This is a genomic window from Burkholderia theae (assembly GCF_048565265.1).
In the GTDB taxonomy this organism is placed as follows: Bacteria; Pseudomonadota; Gammaproteobacteria; order Burkholderiales; family Burkholderiaceae; genus Burkholderia; species Burkholderia theae.
The window spans coordinates 1,043,041-1,061,927 of record NZ_CP183463.1 but is presented as its reverse complement, the minus strand read 5'-3'; the positions used below and the strand labels follow the sequence as shown (position 1 = coordinate 1,061,927).

Sequence of the window (18,887 nt, the reverse complement as noted above, 5' to 3'; positions counted from 1 at the left end):
CTGTTCGTTGGGGCAGCACCCAGGGGTGGCGCCAATGCCGGGAAGGGGTGTCCCTTCCGGATTTCGTGAGCCATCACGACCGGGTTGGATCGTCAACCTGTACCGTCGGACGGCACACGTCACCCGCCCTTCCGATTACGCTGTGCCGGCATCGGAGCGCCGCGCCGGGTCGGATCGCGGCCGAGACTCATCACGACTTCCGTTCTGAATCGGCATGCCAGTCAAGATCACACCCTGGTTCATCCTGCATCGCCCGCAACCCGCCGCGACTCATCGGCTGTTCTGCTTCCCGTACGCCGGAGCGGGCTCGCTGCTCTATCGACGCTGGGCGCTTGACCTGCCCAGCTGGATTGAAGTCGTTGCGGTCGAACCGCCGGGACGCCAAACACGCTTCGCGGAAGCACCGCCTGCATCGCTGGACGCAATGGTAGATGCACTGGCAAAGGCTGCGAGCGGGCTCCTTGACAAACCATTCAGCACCTTCGGCTACAGTTTCGGCAGTGTCGTGGGTATCGAATGGTTGAGGGAGCTCGGCCGCCGAGGGCTTCCTGAGCCAATCCACGCGTTCTGTGCCGCACACCGTGCACCGCATGTCGCACCTCGTCTGTTATCGATTCATCGATTGCCCGAACCGGACCTTATCCGTTGGCTGAAGACGATGGGCGGAACGCCGGACGCCCTGCTGTCGGAGCCCGACTGGCTTCGGCACTTCCTGCGAGCGCTACGAGCCGATCTGGCACTCGCCGAAGGATATTGGCCCGATACGCCTTTCACGTTGCCGTGCGGGCTGACCGTGTTCGGCGGCCTGCGCGATCCGCATGTCGATATCGATGCGCTGCGCGAATGGCGTCGCTACAGCGACGGGCCATTCGCACTTCATCGGTTCGACGGCGATCACTTCTTTATCCATGCACGAGAACGCGAGCTTCAGGATCATGTTGTTGCGACGTTGACCGCCGGCGCATAGGCTCGATCCCGGAAGCCGGCCACGTCTGCATTTCTTTGACGAGGTCCTCCGCTCATAGCATCACGCGCTCGATCCCGCCATGGTTCGCACGTGCGACATAATCGGCCATCCAGTTCTCGCCGAGCACCTGGCGCGCGATCTCGACCACGATGTAGTCGGCCTCGATGTTCGCATCCTCGTTGTAGCGCGACAGGCCCTGCAGGCACGACGGGCAGCTCGTCAGGATCTTCACGTCCGGGCCGTTCGCGGCCGCGGCGGCCGGCGCCGGTGCGCTCGCGCCGTCGGCCACGACCGGGATGCCGCGCAGCTTCGCGGCGCCCTTGCGGATCTCCTCTTCCTTGCGGAAGCGGACCTGCGTCGACACGTCCGGGCGCGTGACCGCGAGCGTGCCCGATTCGCCGCAGCAACGGTCGTTCTTCTCGATCTTGTAACCGTCCTTCTCCGTGCCCATCAGCTCGTTGACGAGCTTGACCGGGTCCATCGTCTTGATCGGCGTGTGGCACGGGTCGTGATACATGTAGCGCGTGCCCGTCACGCCGTCGAGCTTCATCCCCTTCTCGAGCAGGAACTCGTGGATGTCGATGATCCGGCAGCCCGGGAAGATCTTGTCGAATTCATACCCGGCGAGCTGGTCGTAGCAGGTGCCGCACGACACGACCACCGTCTTGATGTCGAGGTAGTTCAGCGTGTTCGCGACCCGGTGGAACAGCACGCGGTTATCGGTGACGATCTTCTCCGCCTTGTCGTACTGCCCCGCGCCGCGCTGCGGATAACCGCAGCACAGGTAGCCCGGCGGCAGCACCGTCTGCACGCCGGCTTCCCACAGCATCGCCTGCGTCGCGAGACCGACCTGCGAGAACAGGCGCTCGGAGCCGCAGCCCGGGAAGTAGAACACCGCTTCCGAATCGACGGTCGTCGACTTCGGGTTGCGGATGATCGGCACGATCTTGTTGTCCTCGATGTCGAGCAGCGCGCGCGCCGTCTTCTTCGGCAGGTTGCCCGGCATCTTCTTGTTGACGAAGTGGATCACCTGCTCGACGACGGGCGGCTTGCCGGTCGTCGCGGGCGGGTGCTGCGTCTGCTTCGTCACGACCTTCTTCAGCATGTCGTTCGCGAAGCGCTGCACCTTGTAGCCGACGCCCATCATCACGCCGCGCGCGGCGTTGATCGTCTGCGGATTGGTCGCGTTCAGGAAGAACATGCCCGCGGCCTGGCCCGGGTTGAACTTCTTCTTGCCCATCTTGCGCAACAGGTTGCGCATGTTCATCGTGACGTCGCCGAAGTCGATCTTCACCGGGCACGGCGTCGCGCACTTGTGGCACACCGTGCAGTGGTCGGCCACGTCGTTGAACTCGTCCCAGTGCTTGATCGATACACCGCGGCGCGTCTGCTCTTCATACAGGAACGCCTCGACCAGCAGCGACGTCGCGAGGATCTTGTTGCGCGGGCTGTACAGCAGGTTCGCGCGCGGCACGTGGGTCGCGCACACCGGCTTGCACTTGCCGCAGCGCAGGCAGTCCTTCACCGAATCGGCGATCGCGCCGATGTCGGACTGCTGCATGATCAGCGACTCGTAGCCCATCAGCCCGAAGCTGGGCGTGTACGCGTTGCGCAGATCGGCGCCGTCGAGCAGCTTGCCCTTGTTGAAACGGCCGTTCGGGTCGACGCGCTGCTTGTACGCGCGGAATTCGGCAATCTCGTCGTCGGTCAGGAACTCGAGCTTCGTGATGCCGATCCCGTGCTCGCCGGAGATCACGCCGTCGAGCGAGCGCGCGAGCTTCATGATGCGCGCGACTGCCGCGTGCGCGTCCTGCAGCATCTCGTAGTTGTCGGAGTTGACCGGCAGGTTGGTGTGGACGTTGCCGTCGCCCGCGTGCATGTGCAGCGCGACGAACACGCGGCCGCGCAGCACCTGCTTGTGGATCGCCTGCGCCTCGTCGAGGATCTGCTTGAACGCGCCGCCGTTGAAGATCGCGCGCAGCTCCGCGCGGATCTCCTGTTTCCACGAGATGCGGACCGTGCGGTCCTGCGTGATGTGGAACACGGTCGCGCCCGGCTGCTCGTCCGCGCGATCCGCGAACTTCTCGGCCAGCGCCTCGTAGCCGAGCTGCACGAGGTAGTGCTGCGCCTCGCGCAGCGGCTGGTCGAGCCGGTCGCGCACGAATTCCCAGCGCGCACGCACGCGCTTGAACAGCTCCAGCGCCTGCTGCACGCGATCCTCGAGCAGCTCGGCGCTCGGGATCTCGTTCGCGTCGTCGGTCTTGCCGAGCGGCAGGTTGCCGGCGCGGAAGAATGCTTCGAGCGCGTCGACGAGCTGCAGCTTGTTCTTCAGCGACAGCTCGATGTTGATCCGCTCGATGCCGTCGGTGTACTCGCCCATCCGGTTCAGCGGGATGACGACGTCTTCGTTGATCTTGAACGCGTTGGTGTGCTTCGCGATCGCGGCCGTGCGGCTGCGGTCGAGCCAGAAGCGCTTGCGCGCCTCCGCGCTGACCGCGACGAAGCCTTCGCCGCTCTTGCCGTTCGCCATCCGGATCACTTCGGACGTCGCTTGCGCCACTGCGTCGGCATCGTCGCCGACGATGTCGCCGATCAGCACCATCTTCGGGAAGGCATTGCGCTTGCTCTTGGTCGCATAGCCGACCGCGCGCAGGTAGCGCTCGTCGAGGTGCTCGAGGCCCGCGAGGATCGCGCCGCCCCGCTTCGACGTCTCGAACAGGTAGTCCTTGATTTCGACGATGCTCGGGATCGCCTCGCGCGCCTGGCCGAAGAATTCGAGGCAGACGGTGCGCGTGTGCGCGGGCATCTTGTGCAGCACCCAGCGCGCGGACGTGATGAGCCCGTCGCAGCCTTCCTTCTGCACGCCCGGCAGGCCGGCGAGGAACTTGTCGGTCACGTCCTTGCCGAGCCCTTCCTTGCGGAACCGGCGGCCCTCGATCTCGAGCATCTCGGTGCGCAGCAGCTTCTCGCCCGGCGCGTACGCGCCGTCGAACCACTTCAGCTCGAAGCGCGCGACCGGAATGTCGTGGATCTTGCCCTGGTTGTGCTCGTGGCGCGTGACTTCGAGCCAGTTGCCGTCCGGGTCGACCATCCGCCACCAGGCCAGGTTGTCGAGCGCGGTGCCCCACAACACGGCCTTCTTGCCGCCCGCGTTCATCGCGACGTTGCCGCCGATGCACGACGCGTCGAGCGACGTCGGATCGACCGCGAACACGTAGCCGGCCGCCTCGGCCGCCTCGGTCACGCGGCGCGTGACGACGCCCGCGCCGGAGAAGATCGTCGCCACCTTGTGCGCGACGCCCGGCAGCTCGGTCAGCTCGACCGCGCCGAGCTGTTCGAGCTTCTCGGTGTTGATCACCGCGGAGAACGGCGTGAGCGGCACCGCGCCGCCCGTGTAGCCGGTGCCGCCGCCGCGCGGGATCACGGTCAGGCCGAGTTCGAAGCAGGCCTTGATCAGTCCGGCGATCTCGGCTTCGGAATCGGGCGTCAGCACGACGAACGGGTATTCGACGCGCCAGTCGGTCGCGTCGGTCACGTGCGACACGCGCGACAGCCCGTCGAAGCGGATGTTGTCCTTTTGCGTGCAGCGGCCGAGCGCCTTGGTCGCGCGGCGGCGCAGGTCGGCCATCTTCTCGAATTCGTCGGCGAACTCGCTCACCGCACGCCGCGCGGCGGCTTCGAGCATCTCGACGCGCAACGCGCGCTCGCGGCCCGCGCCACCATACTGGCCATCCACACGCACACGGCGACGCCTTGCGATCTCGGTCAGCCGGTCGTGCAGCGTGCCGATCAAGAACGCACGACGCTTTCGGTTATCAAGCAGATCGTCCTGCAGGTACGGATTGCGGCGCACGGCCCAGATGTCGCCCAGCACTTCACAAAGCAGCCGCGCGGAGCGGCCCGTGTGACGCTCGGCGCGCAGTGCGTCGAGCACCGACCACGCCTCTGCACCGAGCAGGCGGATCACGATCTCGCGATCGGAAAACGACGTGTAGTTATAGGGAATGTTGCGTGAAGGTTCATGTATTTCCGCTATTGCCCGAACACAATCGAACAAATGTACGGTTGGCAGTCGGGCATTCATTGGAGTCTATGGAGCGAATGGTGAAGCGGGCTAAAACACGGCTCAGGAACCTGGGAACGTATCCGGACACAAGCAGACGAACTAAATGGAAACGACCGTCCGGACCAGATCAAACGCGCTTTTCAGGATCAACGCTGTGGCCACGCCGACCAATGGGGGCGCAAGTACACCGGTGACGCAGAGCAAAACGCGGCCGAAAGGCGGCAGGCCTGGACGCTTCCACGCGATGTAAACCGCCGCAGGTGGCAAAAAGAGAATCGACAGAATGTATGCTTTGTACGTAAATCCGTGACGCGCGACAAACGCCTTGACCTTTTCCTTGAAAGACATTCCTGAACTCCTCTAGATCAATCCCAGACGGCTGACTTTCGCCACGGCTTGTGCCCTGTTCGAAACACGCAGCTTTTCGTACACGTTGGTCAAATGGAACTTGACCGTCCTTTCCGACATGGAAAGTATCCGACCAATTTCCCAGGCGGTCTTGCCTTCGACTACCCATTTAATTACGTCGGATTCCTTTCTCGTAAACTGAATTCCCTTCGAGTCTTCGCAGGGTTTCCGGTCAAGATCCGCCGCACGTAGTTCCGCATTCCTATTGCTCTGTCCCGCGATCTTTTGAATCAACGCGGTATGTAAATGCATCGCAATGAAGGTCAGAAGAAGTGCCGAGTGCAATGTCGCGTCTTCACACTTCAACTGCAGAACAGTCCGGGTCGCCGTCGAATCGCCTGGTGGCGCTCCGATACAGGCGACAATGCCCTTTCCCCGCATATATAACGCAAGGTCATTGACAAACACTTCACACTGCGGCAATCCGGCATCGAGATCGTGCCAATGAAATGTATGGTCCTGACGGTCAAACAGCGTGAAGCAACTCAAATATTGGTCAATGTCAATCGTGGCACCAAACAGAGTCAAGCCTCGCCGGGTTCCGACAACGTCATTCGCCACACCGTAGCGATAGATCAGACCATGAGAAGCTGTATCGCCGCTTCCGACATGCAAAATCAAACACTTGTCGAACGGAATCACCCGCCCAATTTTTTCCGCGAGTTGATCGATCCCGTCGGTCAAGCCGTTGGGGCGAAGAATCTCGCCGATGATGCGAGAAAATGTCTCCAATTTGCCGGGCCCTTATTGAAAAGACAAGATTCGTATGCATTGGTATGCCCTGGCAATCGACTTTCGATTTCCTGAAGTGTCAAAACCATAACGGGCCACTGATCAACCACAATTTTCACTCGACGCGCCATCACCGCGACAGTGAGCAATGGCATCGTAAAATCGATCGCCATTCATAAACAGGTTTTTGGAATGAATAATTTAACAGCGAATGCAGACCAACACTCGACCCCTCAGACTGTTAACATCTGCAATATTAAGCTGTTAGTTATTAAAGTGTTGCGCACGAGACCCAATGACAGATCGATTTCACCCACTTGCGCCACGTCATATTTTATTCATTCAGTTCCAACATCCGAATCGGCGGTCACCAGGACACCTCCCCGATTAACCCCCGCATCTGGATTCCACGCTTTAAATTTGACATTGCGCAAGTATATCGGAGTACAGATGGCAGGAACATTACTCATCGAAAAAAATATGTAATGAAGCTTTCTTCCGTATTACAAACAAACCAAGCACTCCATACCAACGATTCGCCACAAGGACGCACAAAATTTCAAAAAAGTTGATGATGCGCGCCACTTCGACAAACCTGCAGCCTGACGAACTCGAAAAAATTTCCAACTCACCCGGGCTTCAATTTCATTCATTCACATAGTGCCATCAATTATTCACATCATCGGAATCAGTGACAATCAATCATCGAGATGGTCAAGCGAGGACAACGATGTTGAAGGGAATCCCAATATTTTGATACAGCCATATTTCCTTGTTCTTGTATATCCCGGCAGACTGTCAAAACTGACAGGCAATCGACGTATTTAATCGGCAATCCATTCGAGCGACCGCTGGCGATCACTGTAATGACTTGCACATCTCGTAAGTGGCTACGTCACCGAGAGCATGACGACGTCTTTGCTGCATACCGGTAGCGGTTGCAATAAAGCTGCCTTGTCGTCTTTGGTGGACAGGGCGTACGGGCCGGCAAGCGCTCAACGACCCGCTCGCCATCCATCCAGAAGTCCGGAGTTCGTCTCGCGACGCATTCCCGTACGTAGCCGGGCAGCAGGCGCGGCACGCGCAGCAGCGACAAACGCCCTACGGTCGGCGGTGATGGTGTTGGGCCATCACCGCCGGGCACCGACGCTTGAGCACGTTCGGCGCAGCTCGGCAATCGATGCGTTCGATACTGTGCGGTACTACGCGCATTCGCGTATCGATCCGTCACCTGCTTGTACATCGGGACCGTTCAGCTTGTTCACGAATGCCCCGTGCGAGCATGCTTCGTCAGCACTCGAAGGCGGCCCTCGAACTTGTGAAGCAGCATCGACGCCGTTGCGGCAAGCCCGATCGCGAGTCCGCTCCAGATTCCGTAGATGCCATACCCCAGCAGCACACCGGCCGCCCATGCGACAGGCAGACCGATCATCCAGTACCCGACGATCGAGATACGGAACGAGCTTGTCACGTCGCCGAGGCCCCGCAAAATGCCGACACCGATGTTCTGGCTGCAATCAAAGATCTGCAGCAGCGCCGCGATCGTCAGCAGTCCTCCTGCGAGTCGCAGGACTTCCGCACTCGCGGCAACGCTGTTGTCGAGGAATGGCGCAAGCACGCGGGTCGGTGTGACGAGATACGGCAGCGCAACGATCAGCATGGCCCCGACGCCAAGCCCGAGTCCGGTATAACCGAGCCGGCGGGCGCCGCGATAGTCGTGCTGCGCGCACGCGTGGCTGATGCTGATCGATGATGCATGAGACAAACCGACCGAAATCATGAATACGATGTAAATCACCTGATTGACGATCGTCTGGGCGGCGAGCGCATCGGTACCGAGCGTTCCGATCACGAGCGTAAGGACAGTGAAGAACGCCGCTTCCGACCCATACGTGGCCGCGATCGGAAGCCCCATTCGCCACGTTCTCGCCAATGCTTCAGCGTCCGTGCGCCAGACAGCAAGCGACAGGTTCTCGGCCAGTTCCGGCCGGCGCCTTGCGATCATGAGAAACGCAATGAAAGAGAGCAGGTACACGCTGCTGGTTGCGCAGGCAATGCCAATCAAACCGAGCTTGGGGAAGCCGAACCGGCCGAACATCAATGCGTAGTCGAGCGCTGCGTTGACAACGATCGAAACGACCGTGATCACCAGTAGCGGCCCTGGCTTGCGCAAGCCGACGGTATATTGCCGAAGCGCCTGGAACCACAGGCACGGCAATATACCGGGTGCGGCAGCCGCAAGATAGAACGAGGCTTGCCTTGCAACATCGGGATCTTGCCCGAGCCAGACGAGCGGCATTTCGATACACAGCATCAGTAGCGAAAACACCAGTGCCGCAAGCGTCGATAGCGCAAAACCGGCGCGCCCCAGCCGCAAGATTTCCGCATGAGCTTGCTGGCCGTTGGCGAACGCGACCAGATTGCCGGTCCCCGTCACGAGCCCGGTCCCCATCGTCCGAAACTGATTGAAGATCGTCAAAGCGAGACCACCGGCGGCAATCTCGCGCGGTCCAAGCATTCCCATCATTACAATGTCGGTCGTCGTCAGCGCCACCTGGGCCAGCTGCGTGAGAACAAGAGGGGCAGCGAGCAAGCCGATTTTCCTGACATCGAGCCAGACTTGTCGATGAAGTTTCATACGGCGCGGGAGAATATGGGTTCGAGTTCGCGGGCGATGGAATCGTCGAGCAGATTTCGCTCGCGCATCCACTCGTCGTTAAACACCGTGTCGAGATACTTCTCGCCGCCGTCGCATACCAGGATGACAAGCGTCGAATCGGCCGGCAACGAATCGAGCATCTTCAGTGCATGCCAGATAACGCCGCCTGCCGAGCCGCCGACGAGCAGCGATCTCTTGCGTGCGATGTAGCGGGCGGTATTGAATGCGGCCGCGTCCGTCACCTTGACCCCTTCGTCGAGTAGCGCGTAGTCGACCAATGCACCAATTTCGGCTCCAGGTGGCGTCCCGGTGCCGGACTGATAATAGGATCCACCTTCGCCGCCGAATGCGATCGAGCCGACCGGTTCGACACCGATGACACGTGGCGCGGCGCCCGTCGCGAGCAGTTCGCGCGCAGTGCCGAAAAGCGAGCCGCCGGTGCCGACCGAACCGACCAGGAAGTCGATTCGATCTCCGAGAATCTCGCGCAACTCGCGTGCCAGCTCGCGATAGCCGTTGCCATTCGCCGGATTGTTGTGCTGCTCGGTCCAGATGCTGTCCGGGTCGTCGGCTGCCATTCGCTCGGCAAGCGCCTCCCGGTCCACCGTCGCGAGTGCTTCACCATCGCTCACGTAGACGAGTTCCGCGCCGAACGCCTGCATCGCGCGCAGCTTGTCTTTCGACGCGTGGCAGTCCACGACTGCGGTAAATCGGTAACCGCGCTCAGCCGACAATAGCGCCAGGCCCATACCTGTGTTGCCGGAGGTCGATTCGATCACGCGCCCGGCCGGCCGCAGGCTTCCGTCCTGCTCCGCTTCGTCGAGCATCTGCCTTGCCATCCGAATCTTTGCGCTGCCGGTCGGATTCGTCGATTCCAGCTTGAGCAGGATGCGCGCTCCGTTGGCGCCGCGAATCAATTCGAACAGCGGCGTGCGGCCGATAAGATCCGATACTTTCGACACGATCGCGGGCATGGTAATCGTGGCTTGTTCACCGAGAAAACGTACATTCATTGTCAGGCTCCGGAGATCTGGAAATGGCGATCGACGCGCCAACGCGGCCGCGCGCCATCGAGCGTTAATACAAGCTTTGGCGGGAGCGGCAATTCGTGAAATGGAGACTCGTTGGAATCCATCTGATAGCCGGCCGTGTTTGGGTAGATCAGGAGATCGCCAGGTTCGGGGCGTTGCTCGAACGCGATCTTGCGCCAGGTCAGCATGTCGGAATCGAGGCAGCTCGCGCCGCCGACGCACGCGCGATAAGGGCCTGCCGCACGCAGAGATTGCGACGACTCGTGCACGTGCGTCAGCAGCTCTGGATCGGGGAGGAATTCGCTGGCAAACCATTGCTCGGACACACTGAAGCTCGTGCCGTTGACGGTCGCTATGCCATAGTCGCCGCAATCCTTCACGCCTTGCACGGCAAAAACCGTGAATCCCGCCTGATCCAGCAGCGCGCGCCCCGGTTCCAGCATGACTTGCAAGCCGTGCTCACGTACCAGTTCGGCGAGCGACGTTGATTCTGCATCAGGGATGCCGGTCAGGATTGCATCAAGCATCTGCGCGCCGCCGCACGCCGAGTAATACGGATAGAAGCCGTCGAATACCTTGTTTGCATGGTAATCGCCGGCGCGGTGTGCGCCCTGGAATGCGAGCCAGTCACCCTCGCTGGCGTACGACATCGCAAAGCCACCGCCGATGTTGATCGTGTGTGGCGCAAGACCGAGCGCTCGAGCGGCAATGCACGCGCGCAGCGCGATCCCCGCCTGATTGCAGCGGGCCGTTGCACTGTAACCGGACAGATGAAACGAGAACCCTTCAAGGGTGATCGACGACCGCATCGCGACACACGCCGACAGCGCCAGACTGAGCGCTTCGGCACTCAACCCGAATCGACTCTCATTTTGCACACCTGGCGCCATGCGCAGCAGAACACGTGCGACTCGATTCGATTGCTGCGCAATCGCGGCCAGACGATCGAGTTCATCGATACTGTCGACGGCAATCAACGCATCGTGCAGGATTGCGAGCCGTAACAGCGCACTCGCCTTTGCGGGACCGGATACGCCAATGTCGGCTCCGCACACACCCGCGGCCAGCGCGTCGGCGAACTCGCCCGCACTCGCGACGTCGACGCCGATCCCTGCGTCTGCCGCCATGTGCGCAAAGCAGCGCGCCTTGTTCGCCTTCTTCGCGTAGTACACCCGCCCCGGAACCCGATATGCGTCGAGCACGCGCTGGAACGCCGCGACATTGCGGACGAATCGCTCTGGAAACAGGAAATGGACCGGCGCGTCGAAGCCGTCCGCCAGATCGCGGATCATTGCCTGATGCCCGTCCAGGAAATCGCGCAATGCAGGGTCCCACAACGCGGGCAGTCGGGGGATGTCGCTCACCATAGTTCGACTTCCTCGCCGAGCCCTTTCACCCGAGCCGCGTCGGCCAACACGCGCCCAAGCGCAATGTCGGTCACGATCATTCCGCTGTTGAACGCGTAGACGATGTCGCCATCATTGCGCCGTGCCGGCTTACGACCGAGCAGTATGTCCGGAAGCTCCGCATCGACAGCAGGAAGCTTGCCGGATTCGTCGACGAGATCGGCGCCGGTCACCAGCATCTGTGCCTCGCTTGTCGCGATCCGGTAGTCGGCACGATGCAGCGCGTCGGCGTGAATCCCGTATCCGACCAGAAGTGCAAGCGCGCCCGGCTTCAGCGCCGCGTGACGCACCGTCTCCGATACGCCGGCGCCGGCCACACCAAGCACGATGTCCGCCTCCCTCGCCGACGCGGCGAGATCCGTCGACACCTCGATGTCACGGTCAGGGTGAAAGCGCTTCAGCGTGCTGCGCACGGCATCGATTCCCGATTCATAGTGGCCGTGTACGATCACCCGCTCGATGTCCGGCAGGGCGGTTAGCAGGAACGGCGCCGCCATACGCCCCTGCGTTCCGGTGCCGACGACAAGTGCCGTTCTGGCATCCGGCGCGGCAACACGCGCGATCAAGGCCGACACGGCCGGCGTACGCAGCGACCCGACCAGGCTGCCGTCCATCAGTGCAACGGGCATACCGGTTTCGTCGTCGAACAGCAGCAATGTCGTGTAGTACTTCTGTAGTTCGCGGTTGTGTTCGGGATCGTATTTATACGACGTCTTGAATCCGACAGTTTTACGCCCACCGTCTCGGCCAAGCATCGAATACGCAACCGAATGCTTGTCGGCCGGCTGGCTCATCAGCTTGCGCGGATTCTCCGATTCGCCGGAAGCAAGGCCAAGGTATGCACCCTCGACCGCCTCGAGCACCATCGATGGGTCGTAGTCGAGTTCGTCGATCACGTGCTTGCCAAGCACAAGCAGCCTTGACGGTTGCGTCGCAAGCCGCGGTCGTACGTCCGCGTCGGGTTTGGTCGCACCGGGCATCGCTAATGTCATCGTATTCATTCGTGTCTCACAGGATTTCGCGCATCGAAGGGGCCTGCCGGAACGGCAACGTCTCGCGCAGGTTGACGTGGACATTGACACGCCGCAACCAGCGCTGGCGCGGTCCATAGTTGGGGCTGTAGATGGTGCGTCCGTGGACGGCGCGCTTGTTATCAACCCAGACCATGTCGCCTGGATGCATCACAACGCTCGTGCGATGCGTATAGCAGGCGTCGATCAGCCAGCGCAACGCACACTCCGCCTCCTCGTCGCCAGGCAGTGCCGCCATGAATGCCTCGTCCACACGCAACCACGGCTTCGCGCGCAGCCCGGACAGGGCCGACACCGGCTCCGGGTTCTCGTGCATGCGGCGGATGTGCGCGAATACATGATCGTCAAGTCGCCAGTGTTCGCTGACGTTCTGCTCGGGCAGGTGCGACTTGTCCGGAAGAATCATGAAGCGTTGGGCGCTCAATACCCGCCACATGTCGTCTGGAATCCCGATTTCCTCAATCCCGCAGAAAATCGTTTCTGCCCGCTCGTCGTTGCGGTAGCAAAGAATCGAAAGGAAGTCGGCTCGATGCTCGTGAAACGCCTCCTCGTTGTGCCACACGAGCGTCACACTGCTGCCGCCGCCGAGTTGCTCGGCATGGTCCTTCCTGATCGGCACGATGTGACGCAGGAAGCGACCGTTTTCCTGCGTGCGCCAACCGAACATGTCACCCAGCAGCGACGTCATCAGGCATTGCATGACTTCTTCATTCAGAGATCGCGGGTTGCGCCATGGCGCGTCCCAGTGCAACGGCGACGGGCCGATGCGGGTGTCGTCCACCGGCATTCCGCGCAACAGAAGCACACTGCACGGCAGTTCCAGTTGTCGATAGCGATGCGCCAGAGAACGCAGCGAGCGCGGCAATTCCTGCGCGGCCAGCATGCAATCGTTGGCAAACGCGACACTCTCGACACTGTCGTATTGAGCGATCAACTCCTGCGAAATGTCGGCAAGTCGGGCCACCTCGTCGTCGCGCAATTCATAGATAGCGAGCGACTTCGAAACCGGCCGCAGGCCGGATGGATCGATGCCTTCGGAAAGATTCATACATTTCCCTCGTGTGAAAACGGGCAATCACGCACCTGTGGTGCGGCGAACGCCCGAGCTTTCGTCGTCGACGACCGCTTTGCTCCGTGGCGCATTGCGGGCCGTCATCTCTCAGTATCGTTTTGGTGGTGCTGATGGCATTCCTTACATGCCGATCTCCGCGGACAAGACAATCGCGCTCGTCTGATGAGGTCTTGATCCTTTGAAGTCGCAATGCCAGGAAAAAAGATGCCTTTCAGCTATCCGATCAACGTCTACGCGGCTTACCGGACAACGGCCGCGCTCCCGCGTGTCAGGCGGGCGCTCCGGGATGGCAGCGGGCGCCATCGTCACCAACTTCACGCTGGATCAACACGCCGCCATTCAGCGCATGAACCCATCGCGAATGATCCCCTTTCCTCTGTTAACCGGATGAGGACCAGAAACGCGAACCGAATCCGGATAATTTTTTTCTCGAATCAGTCAACCACCGTGATTCCCGCGACCCGCGTGTCGACGCCGACGTAGCCATCCCGATGACGACTCAATTCATCAATTAATTCGTTTAACGAAATATTCAAAGCGACAATTGCTTTACGCGACACACTTCGCAAACGGGATCCGCGCCTACCGCCGCAGATCGAGGCCTGGGCGATCAGCTCGAACATCGTCCTCCGAACCGGCCGCTGGAAGGATCACCGACATGCGTCAGCAAACGAGACCGACGTCGATCAGCGCCAGATGCACATCCCCTGCGCAATCGCACGCGGATAAGCCCGCGCTACAGCCTCGCTACCGAAATCCTTGAGTGCTGGTTTGAGAATCAGGCGCAGAAATGTGTCGTGGACAAGATCAGCAGCGTCGGCGGCATCTCCCAACCGCCGACGTAGCCAGCTTTGCAGCCAGCCTTGATGGTCACGATAACGAACATGGACATGCTGATGCACGGCGGACTGCGTGACGGTCATGTCACGACCCCTTCAACATCAATGGCTGCAGGTGGGAGGGAAATACGAATCGTTTGTGTTTATAAACTAACTTCCACTTCCCTTGCAATACTTTACAGCCGGGTTGAAGCTGTCGTTACTTCAAAATCCCTGTCGACGCGTCAGCCTGCCCGTTGGACCCGGCGCGAGGACATTGCAATCGATCAACAGGCGCTGCTGAAACTGGTTACGGTCAGTGCACCCATGATCGCCCTCCATCGATATCGTCACCCGATCGGCCCGTGCATCCCAAGCAAAACCTACCCAACACCACGAACACTAAAAATCACTAAAAAGTCGCGGCTCGTGGAGGATTTCCGTGGAAGGCGGCAGACCACCCGTATTCCGCAAACCATTGTCAGACGGGGCTTGGACGGTTTTCAGCGGACCTGGCCGGATCACCCGGAAACAATCGCATTTGGTTTGACTTTGGACGCCCCGCGCGCCGCAAACCAATGCTGACCGGGCTTTCCGCTTCAAACAATCGCCTCGACAGCCTCCGCATCACCCGCAAGCCAGTCATTCATCACGCGCGCGTCCGCCAGCCGCTCCAGCGACAGACACACGTCGCTCAGCGCATCGGCACGTGCGCCGTCGAGCGCCGTGCCCGCCAGCGCACGATATTTCGCCAGTAGCGCCGCGTCCGACAGCGGATTGCGTGGGTCGCCGAGCGCGATCGGCACGTGACACAATTCCCGTCCGCCATCCAGGCGATGCAGGATCACCGTCGGCTCGTCGAGATCGCCGAGCGCCGGATCGACGTCGACCGCGATGCGCGCGAGCAGCGCGGTCACGCGCGGATCGTTGCGCCGGTCCGCGCGATACACGCCGATCCCCGTGTCGCCGAATGCAAGCGCCGCCGCCACCGCGTACGGCAGGCTCATCTGCGCGGACGACAGCGTCGACAGGTCGCGACCGCCGCACATGCGGGCGACGAACCCGCTCGCCCGCACGACCACCCGTTCGATCTCGCCCGCCGTGAACGTGCGGCCGTCCGCGAGCTGCAGCGCCGCGTCGACGGCCGCATGTGCGCTGCGGCACGATGCGTGCGGCTTGATCGAACAGCGCATCAGCTTCCAGTGCGCACCGAGGCCGTCGGTCAACGCATCGGGCGCATGCGATTGCGCGGCGAAGGTGTTGAAAAAACCGCCCCACACGTCGTCGAACACGTGCGCGGGGCCGCTCACGCCTTCACGCGAGAGCAGCGCCGCGAGCACGCCGCCCTCCGCCGCACGCCCGGCGTGCAGTCGTTTCGTCTGCGATCCGTCGTGGATGAAACCCCACAGGCCGCCCGCGAAACTCGCCGCATGGCCCAGCGCGTCGCGCGTGCGCGCGGCGTCGAGCCCGAGCACGCGCGCGCTCGCGGCCGCCGCACCGAACACGCCGCAACTGAGCGTCGAGTGCCAGCCCGCGCCGTTATGCACCGAATAGCCGCCCGCTGCCTCGAGCACGCGCCGGCCGACGTCGTAGCCGAGTACGATCGCCGCCACGCATTCGCGGCCCGTCACCGGGCGCCCCGCGCACGACAGCGCGGCGAGCACGGCCGGCAGCACGACCGCGCCCGAATGATCGCAGCCGCCGGAATCGTCGAGTTCGAGCGCGTGCGCGGCAATCCCGTTGACGAACGCCGCATCGCGCGCGCCTGCGGCGCGTCGCGTACCCCACAGCGATGCGCCGCCCTGCGCGACGGCGCCGGTCAGCGCACGGGCGCTACGCGTCTCGACGGCCGACGCGCCCGCCAGCGCCGCACCGAACGTATCGAGTACATGACGCTTGGCTTTCGCGACGACGTCGTCCGGCAATGCATCGGCGGCCGTCTGCGCGACGAATGTCGCAAGCCGCGTTGCGCGCGTTTCCGTATCCATCGTCATCGCGCCGACTCCTCTGCCACGCAACGCGCGAACACGTCGACCGGATGTCCCGGGGCATTGACGGGCGCCTGTGCACGCCACCAGCGCGCGATGTCGCGCCCTGTCGCGAACCATACGTCGCCCGCGTCACGCAAATGCGCGAGCAATGCGCGCAGCAAGTCGATCCGCCCTGCGGTGCCGATGATCTCGGGATGCAGGCGCAGCACGCAGCACAGCCCGAAGCGCCGAAACCCGTCGACGTCGCGCCGCCAGTTGTCGAGCACGTCGCGGTATGCCGCGATGCGCGGTTGCCCGGCCGGCACGGGCGGCGACAGGTTGAACTCGAAGTACGGCGCGTCTTCGAGTTCGTAGTGCAGCGGCAGCTCGACGAGCCGCGCGCCGTCCGCGCCGCCGTCGCCGCGTGGATGCACATACGGCAGATCGTCGCCGCGCCACGACGACGACCACGTGAAGCCTTCCGCGACCAGGCAATCCGCGAAACCGTCGGCCCAGTTGCCGGTGAACGAGCGGAAGCCTTCCACGTCGCGCCCGATCGTGTCGGCGAGCGCCGCTCGCCCGGCGCGGCACGCATCGACCTGCGCGGCGAGCGGCAACACGTCGAAGTCTTCGCAGCGATAGCCGCTCACGCCGAGCTCGTGGCCCGCCGCGGCGATCGCGCGCACCGCGTCCGCATGCGTTTCGGCGACGATGCCCGGGACGAACCAGCTCGCCGGGACGCCGAACGCGTCGAATGCCGCGAGCAGCCGGTCGACGCCGCGCGTCGCGCCGTAACGCCAGACCGACAGCGATTTCTCGCGGCCGACGATGCGCGGCTCGCGGGTCTGGATACCGTGAATGTCGTTGAAGTCGACCGTGATCGCGACCGCGCATCGCGCGCCGCCCGGCCATGAAGGCAGTGTCGTCACTGGCCGCTCCGTTGCGTGGGTTGCGTGTCTCGTGCGTGCTGCGCAAGCCACCAGTCGGCCACTTCGCGGCAGCGCGCGAACCATACGCCGTCCTGCGCGCGCATGTGGCCAAGCCACGCCTCGAGCAGCGCGATGCGGCCGGGCTTGCCGCAGACCTTCGGATGCAGCAGCGTCGTCAGGCACAGCCCGTCCCGCACCACGCCGTCGAATTCGCGTATCCAGTTGTCGAGCGTCGCGTCGTAGCCCGCGATCCGGTCGAGCCCGGCCGGGTAATCGGGGTTGCGGTGATACGCAAGCGACGCGTAGTCGTCGGTCTCCCAACGGCCGGGTATCTCGACGAGCGGCGGCTCGCCGTCCTCGCCGTGCAGCAGGTACGGCCGGTCGTCGCCGCGCATCGAGCTCGAATAACGCACGCCGGCTTCGCGCAGCACGGCCACCGTCGCCGCGCTCCAGTCGCCGGATGGCGTGCGAAAGCCGACCGGCCGCACGCCGAGCGTACGTGCGAGGATCTCGGCCGACTGCGCCATGATCTCGCGCTGCCGCTCGGGCTCGAGCGTCCAGAACGCTTCGTGCCGATAGCCGTGGTAGCCGATCTCGTGGCCGCGCTCGACGATCGCCGCGCATTGCGCGGGCCACGTCCGCGCGACCCACGCAGGCACGAAGAACGTCGCGGGCAGATCGAACGCCGCGAGCATGTCGAGCAACCGGCCGAGCGCGCGCCACGGCCCGTAGCTGCCGAGCGTGAAATACGCGGGGTTGCGCCAGATCGACCCGTTCAGCATCGCGTCGCCGGTCGGGCCGTCGAGATCGAACGCGAGCGCGACGCATGCGCGCTTCGCGTCCGGCCAGCGGGGAGCCAGGTCCGTCATCGCGCGCTCAGTGCGTGCCGTTGATCATCGCCTTCGCCACCGCGTGTTCCTGCAGCCCCCACTTCGCGAGCAGCTTGTGGTACGAGCCGTCCGCGATCATCTGGTTGAGCGCCGTCGTCAGCGCGCTGCTGAGCGCGGTGTTGCTCTTCGCGACGCCGATGCCCGTGTATTGCGACAGGAACGGCTTGCCGACCGGCGCGTATGCGTTCTGCTCGAGGCTGTTCTGGTAGGGCAGCGTCTCGCCGCCCTGCACGGCCGCGTCGATGCGGTTCTGGCGCAACTGCATGCGCGCATCCGACGAACCGTCGGTGCCGACCACGACGATTGCCGGCTTGCCGGCCTTCACGCAGTTCTCCGCGCTCCACGCGGTCGTGTTGTCCGGGAACGACGTGCGCCGGCTCGACCCGACGCGCTTGCCGCACAGCGCGCTCATCTGCGCGAACTCGCCGGCGCGCGTCTTCAGCGTGTAGAACTGCGGCCCCGTCTCGATGTAGTCGACGAACGTCACCGCGTCGCGGCGCGTCGGCAGGTCGGTCATGCCGGACAGGATCATGTCGACGCGTTGCGTCGCGACCGCGCTCATCATCTGGTCGAAACTCGTCTCGACCCAGTTCACTTTCGCGCCCATCTTCGCGGCGAGCGCTTCGCCGAGATCGACGTCGAAGCCCGCGAGCTTGTCGGTCGCCGGGTCCTTGTATTCGAACGGCGGATAGTTCGGCACGATCGCGACGTTCAGCGTGCGTTTCGCGCTCGCCGCCTGCGCGACTGCGAAGGAGGCATGAAGCGCGAGCGCGCCGAATGCGACGGCGGCCAGCGTGCGGGTCAGGACGGATGCTTTCATGGGTGTCGCCTTGTCGTGGTGAAGTAATGGGGTGCTGCGCCGGTCTGGTTGACGGCTCCATCGATCGGGCGCGGCGATACGGGGCGCC

Annotated in this window: 16 protein-coding genes; 2 read left to right on the top strand and 14 right to left on the bottom strand. The window is 62.8% G+C overall.

The genetic code is table 11. The annotated features are described in order from the left end of the window. The first annotated feature begins 214 nt into the window (after window positions 1-214). Entirely contained in the window at window positions 215-967 is a 753-nt protein-coding gene (locus tag ACN22W_RS37385; protein WP_419690105.1) for a thioesterase II family protein, read from the top strand. Window positions 968-1,019: 52 nt separating this feature from the next. Here ACN22W_RS37385 and ACN22W_RS37380 read toward each other — a convergent pair whose 3' ends face one another. The 10 genes from ACN22W_RS37380 to ACN22W_RS37335 all read right to left on the bottom strand — a co-directional run bounded on the left by ACN22W_RS37380 (window position 1,020) and on the right by ACN22W_RS37335 (window position 14,295). Then, complete coding sequence (locus ACN22W_RS37380; RefSeq protein ID WP_419690104.1) at window positions 1,020-5,051, bottom strand: DUF3683 domain-containing protein; 4,032 nt, start codon at window positions 5,049-5,051, stop codon at window positions 1,020-1,022. 81 nt (window positions 5,052-5,132) lie between these two features. Continuing rightward, window positions 5,133-5,381, bottom strand: a complete 249-nt coding sequence (locus ACN22W_RS37375; protein WP_419690103.1) for a hypothetical protein — start codon at window positions 5,379-5,381, stop codon at window positions 5,133-5,135. Window positions 5,382-5,393: 12 nt separating this feature from the next. After that, complete coding sequence (locus ACN22W_RS37370) at window positions 5,394-6,173, bottom strand: helix-turn-helix domain-containing protein (RefSeq protein ID WP_419690102.1); 780 nt, start codon at window positions 6,171-6,173, stop codon at window positions 5,394-5,396. 1,261 nt (window positions 6,174-7,434) lie between these two features. Next, a complete protein-coding gene (locus tag ACN22W_RS37365; RefSeq protein WP_419690101.1) occupies window positions 7,435-8,766 on the bottom strand; it encodes an MATE family efflux transporter in 1,332 nt (443 codons plus the stop codon). A gap of 41 nt (window positions 8,767-8,807) precedes the next feature. Continuing rightward, on the bottom strand, window positions 8,808-9,845 hold the full coding sequence (locus ACN22W_RS37360) for a cysteine synthase family protein (protein ID WP_419690100.1): 1,038 nt from the start codon (window positions 9,843-9,845) through the stop codon (window positions 8,808-8,810). 2 nt (window positions 9,846-9,847) lie between these two features. After that, window positions 9,848-11,230, bottom strand: a complete 1,383-nt coding sequence (locus tag ACN22W_RS37355; RefSeq protein WP_419690099.1) for an alanine racemase — start codon at window positions 11,228-11,230, stop codon at window positions 9,848-9,850. Further along, window positions 11,224-12,270 carry an ornithine cyclodeaminase family protein gene (locus ACN22W_RS37350; RefSeq protein WP_419690098.1) on the bottom strand — a complete coding sequence of 349 codons (1,047 nt, stop codon included), beginning with the start codon at window positions 12,268-12,270 and terminating at the stop codon, window positions 11,224-11,226. Before ACN22W_RS37350 ends, ACN22W_RS37355 begins: the two co-directional genes overlap by 7 nt. Before the next feature lie 7 nt (window positions 12,271-12,277). Continuing rightward, complete coding sequence (locus tag ACN22W_RS37345; RefSeq protein ID WP_419690097.1) at window positions 12,278-13,348, bottom strand: TauD/TfdA family dioxygenase; 1,071 nt, start codon at window positions 13,346-13,348, stop codon at window positions 12,278-12,280. Between the two features lie 458 nt (window positions 13,349-13,806). After that, window positions 13,807-13,995, bottom strand: a complete 189-nt coding sequence (locus tag ACN22W_RS37340) for a hypothetical protein (RefSeq protein WP_419690776.1) — start codon at window positions 13,993-13,995, stop codon at window positions 13,807-13,809. Between the two features lie 63 nt (window positions 13,996-14,058). Further along, window positions 14,059-14,295 (bottom strand): sigma factor, encoded by a 237-nt coding sequence (locus ACN22W_RS37335; RefSeq protein WP_419690096.1) that lies wholly within the window; start codon window positions 14,293-14,295, stop codon window positions 14,059-14,061. On the opposite strand from ACN22W_RS37335, the gene ACN22W_RS37330 reads away from it, so the two are divergent. After that, on the top strand, window positions 14,257-14,775 hold the full coding sequence (locus tag ACN22W_RS37330; RefSeq protein WP_419690095.1) for a hypothetical protein: 519 nt from the start codon (window positions 14,257-14,259) through the stop codon (window positions 14,773-14,775). The two genes, ACN22W_RS37335 and ACN22W_RS37330, sit on opposite strands and share 39 nt — an antisense overlap. Window positions 14,776-14,789: 14 nt before the next feature. Here the strand turns inward: ACN22W_RS37330 and ACN22W_RS37325 are convergent, their stop codons facing one another. The 4 genes from ACN22W_RS37325 to ACN22W_RS37310 are packed head-to-tail and all read right to left on the bottom strand — an operon-like array spanning window position 14,790 to window position 18,799. Further along, window positions 14,790-16,184: an MmgE/PrpD family protein gene (locus tag ACN22W_RS37325; protein WP_419690094.1), complete on the bottom strand. Its 1,395-nt coding sequence runs from the start codon at window positions 16,182-16,184 to the stop codon at window positions 14,790-14,792. Beyond that, window positions 16,181-17,089 (bottom strand): polysaccharide deacetylase family protein, encoded by a 909-nt coding sequence (locus tag ACN22W_RS37320; RefSeq protein ID WP_419690093.1) that lies wholly within the window; start codon window positions 17,087-17,089, stop codon window positions 16,181-16,183. The genes ACN22W_RS37325 and ACN22W_RS37320 overlap by 4 nt, the downstream gene beginning before the upstream one ends. Next, window positions 17,086-17,958 carry a polysaccharide deacetylase family protein gene (locus tag ACN22W_RS37315; RefSeq protein WP_419690092.1) on the bottom strand — a complete coding sequence of 291 codons (873 nt, stop codon included), beginning with the start codon at window positions 17,956-17,958 and terminating at the stop codon, window positions 17,086-17,088. The genes ACN22W_RS37320 and ACN22W_RS37315 overlap by 4 nt, the downstream gene beginning before the upstream one ends. Before the next feature lie 7 nt (window positions 17,959-17,965). After that, window positions 17,966-18,799, bottom strand: a complete 834-nt coding sequence (locus ACN22W_RS37310) for an ABC transporter substrate-binding protein (RefSeq protein WP_129517716.1) — start codon at window positions 18,797-18,799, stop codon at window positions 17,966-17,968. Between the last annotated feature and the right edge of the window lie 88 nt (window positions 18,800-18,887).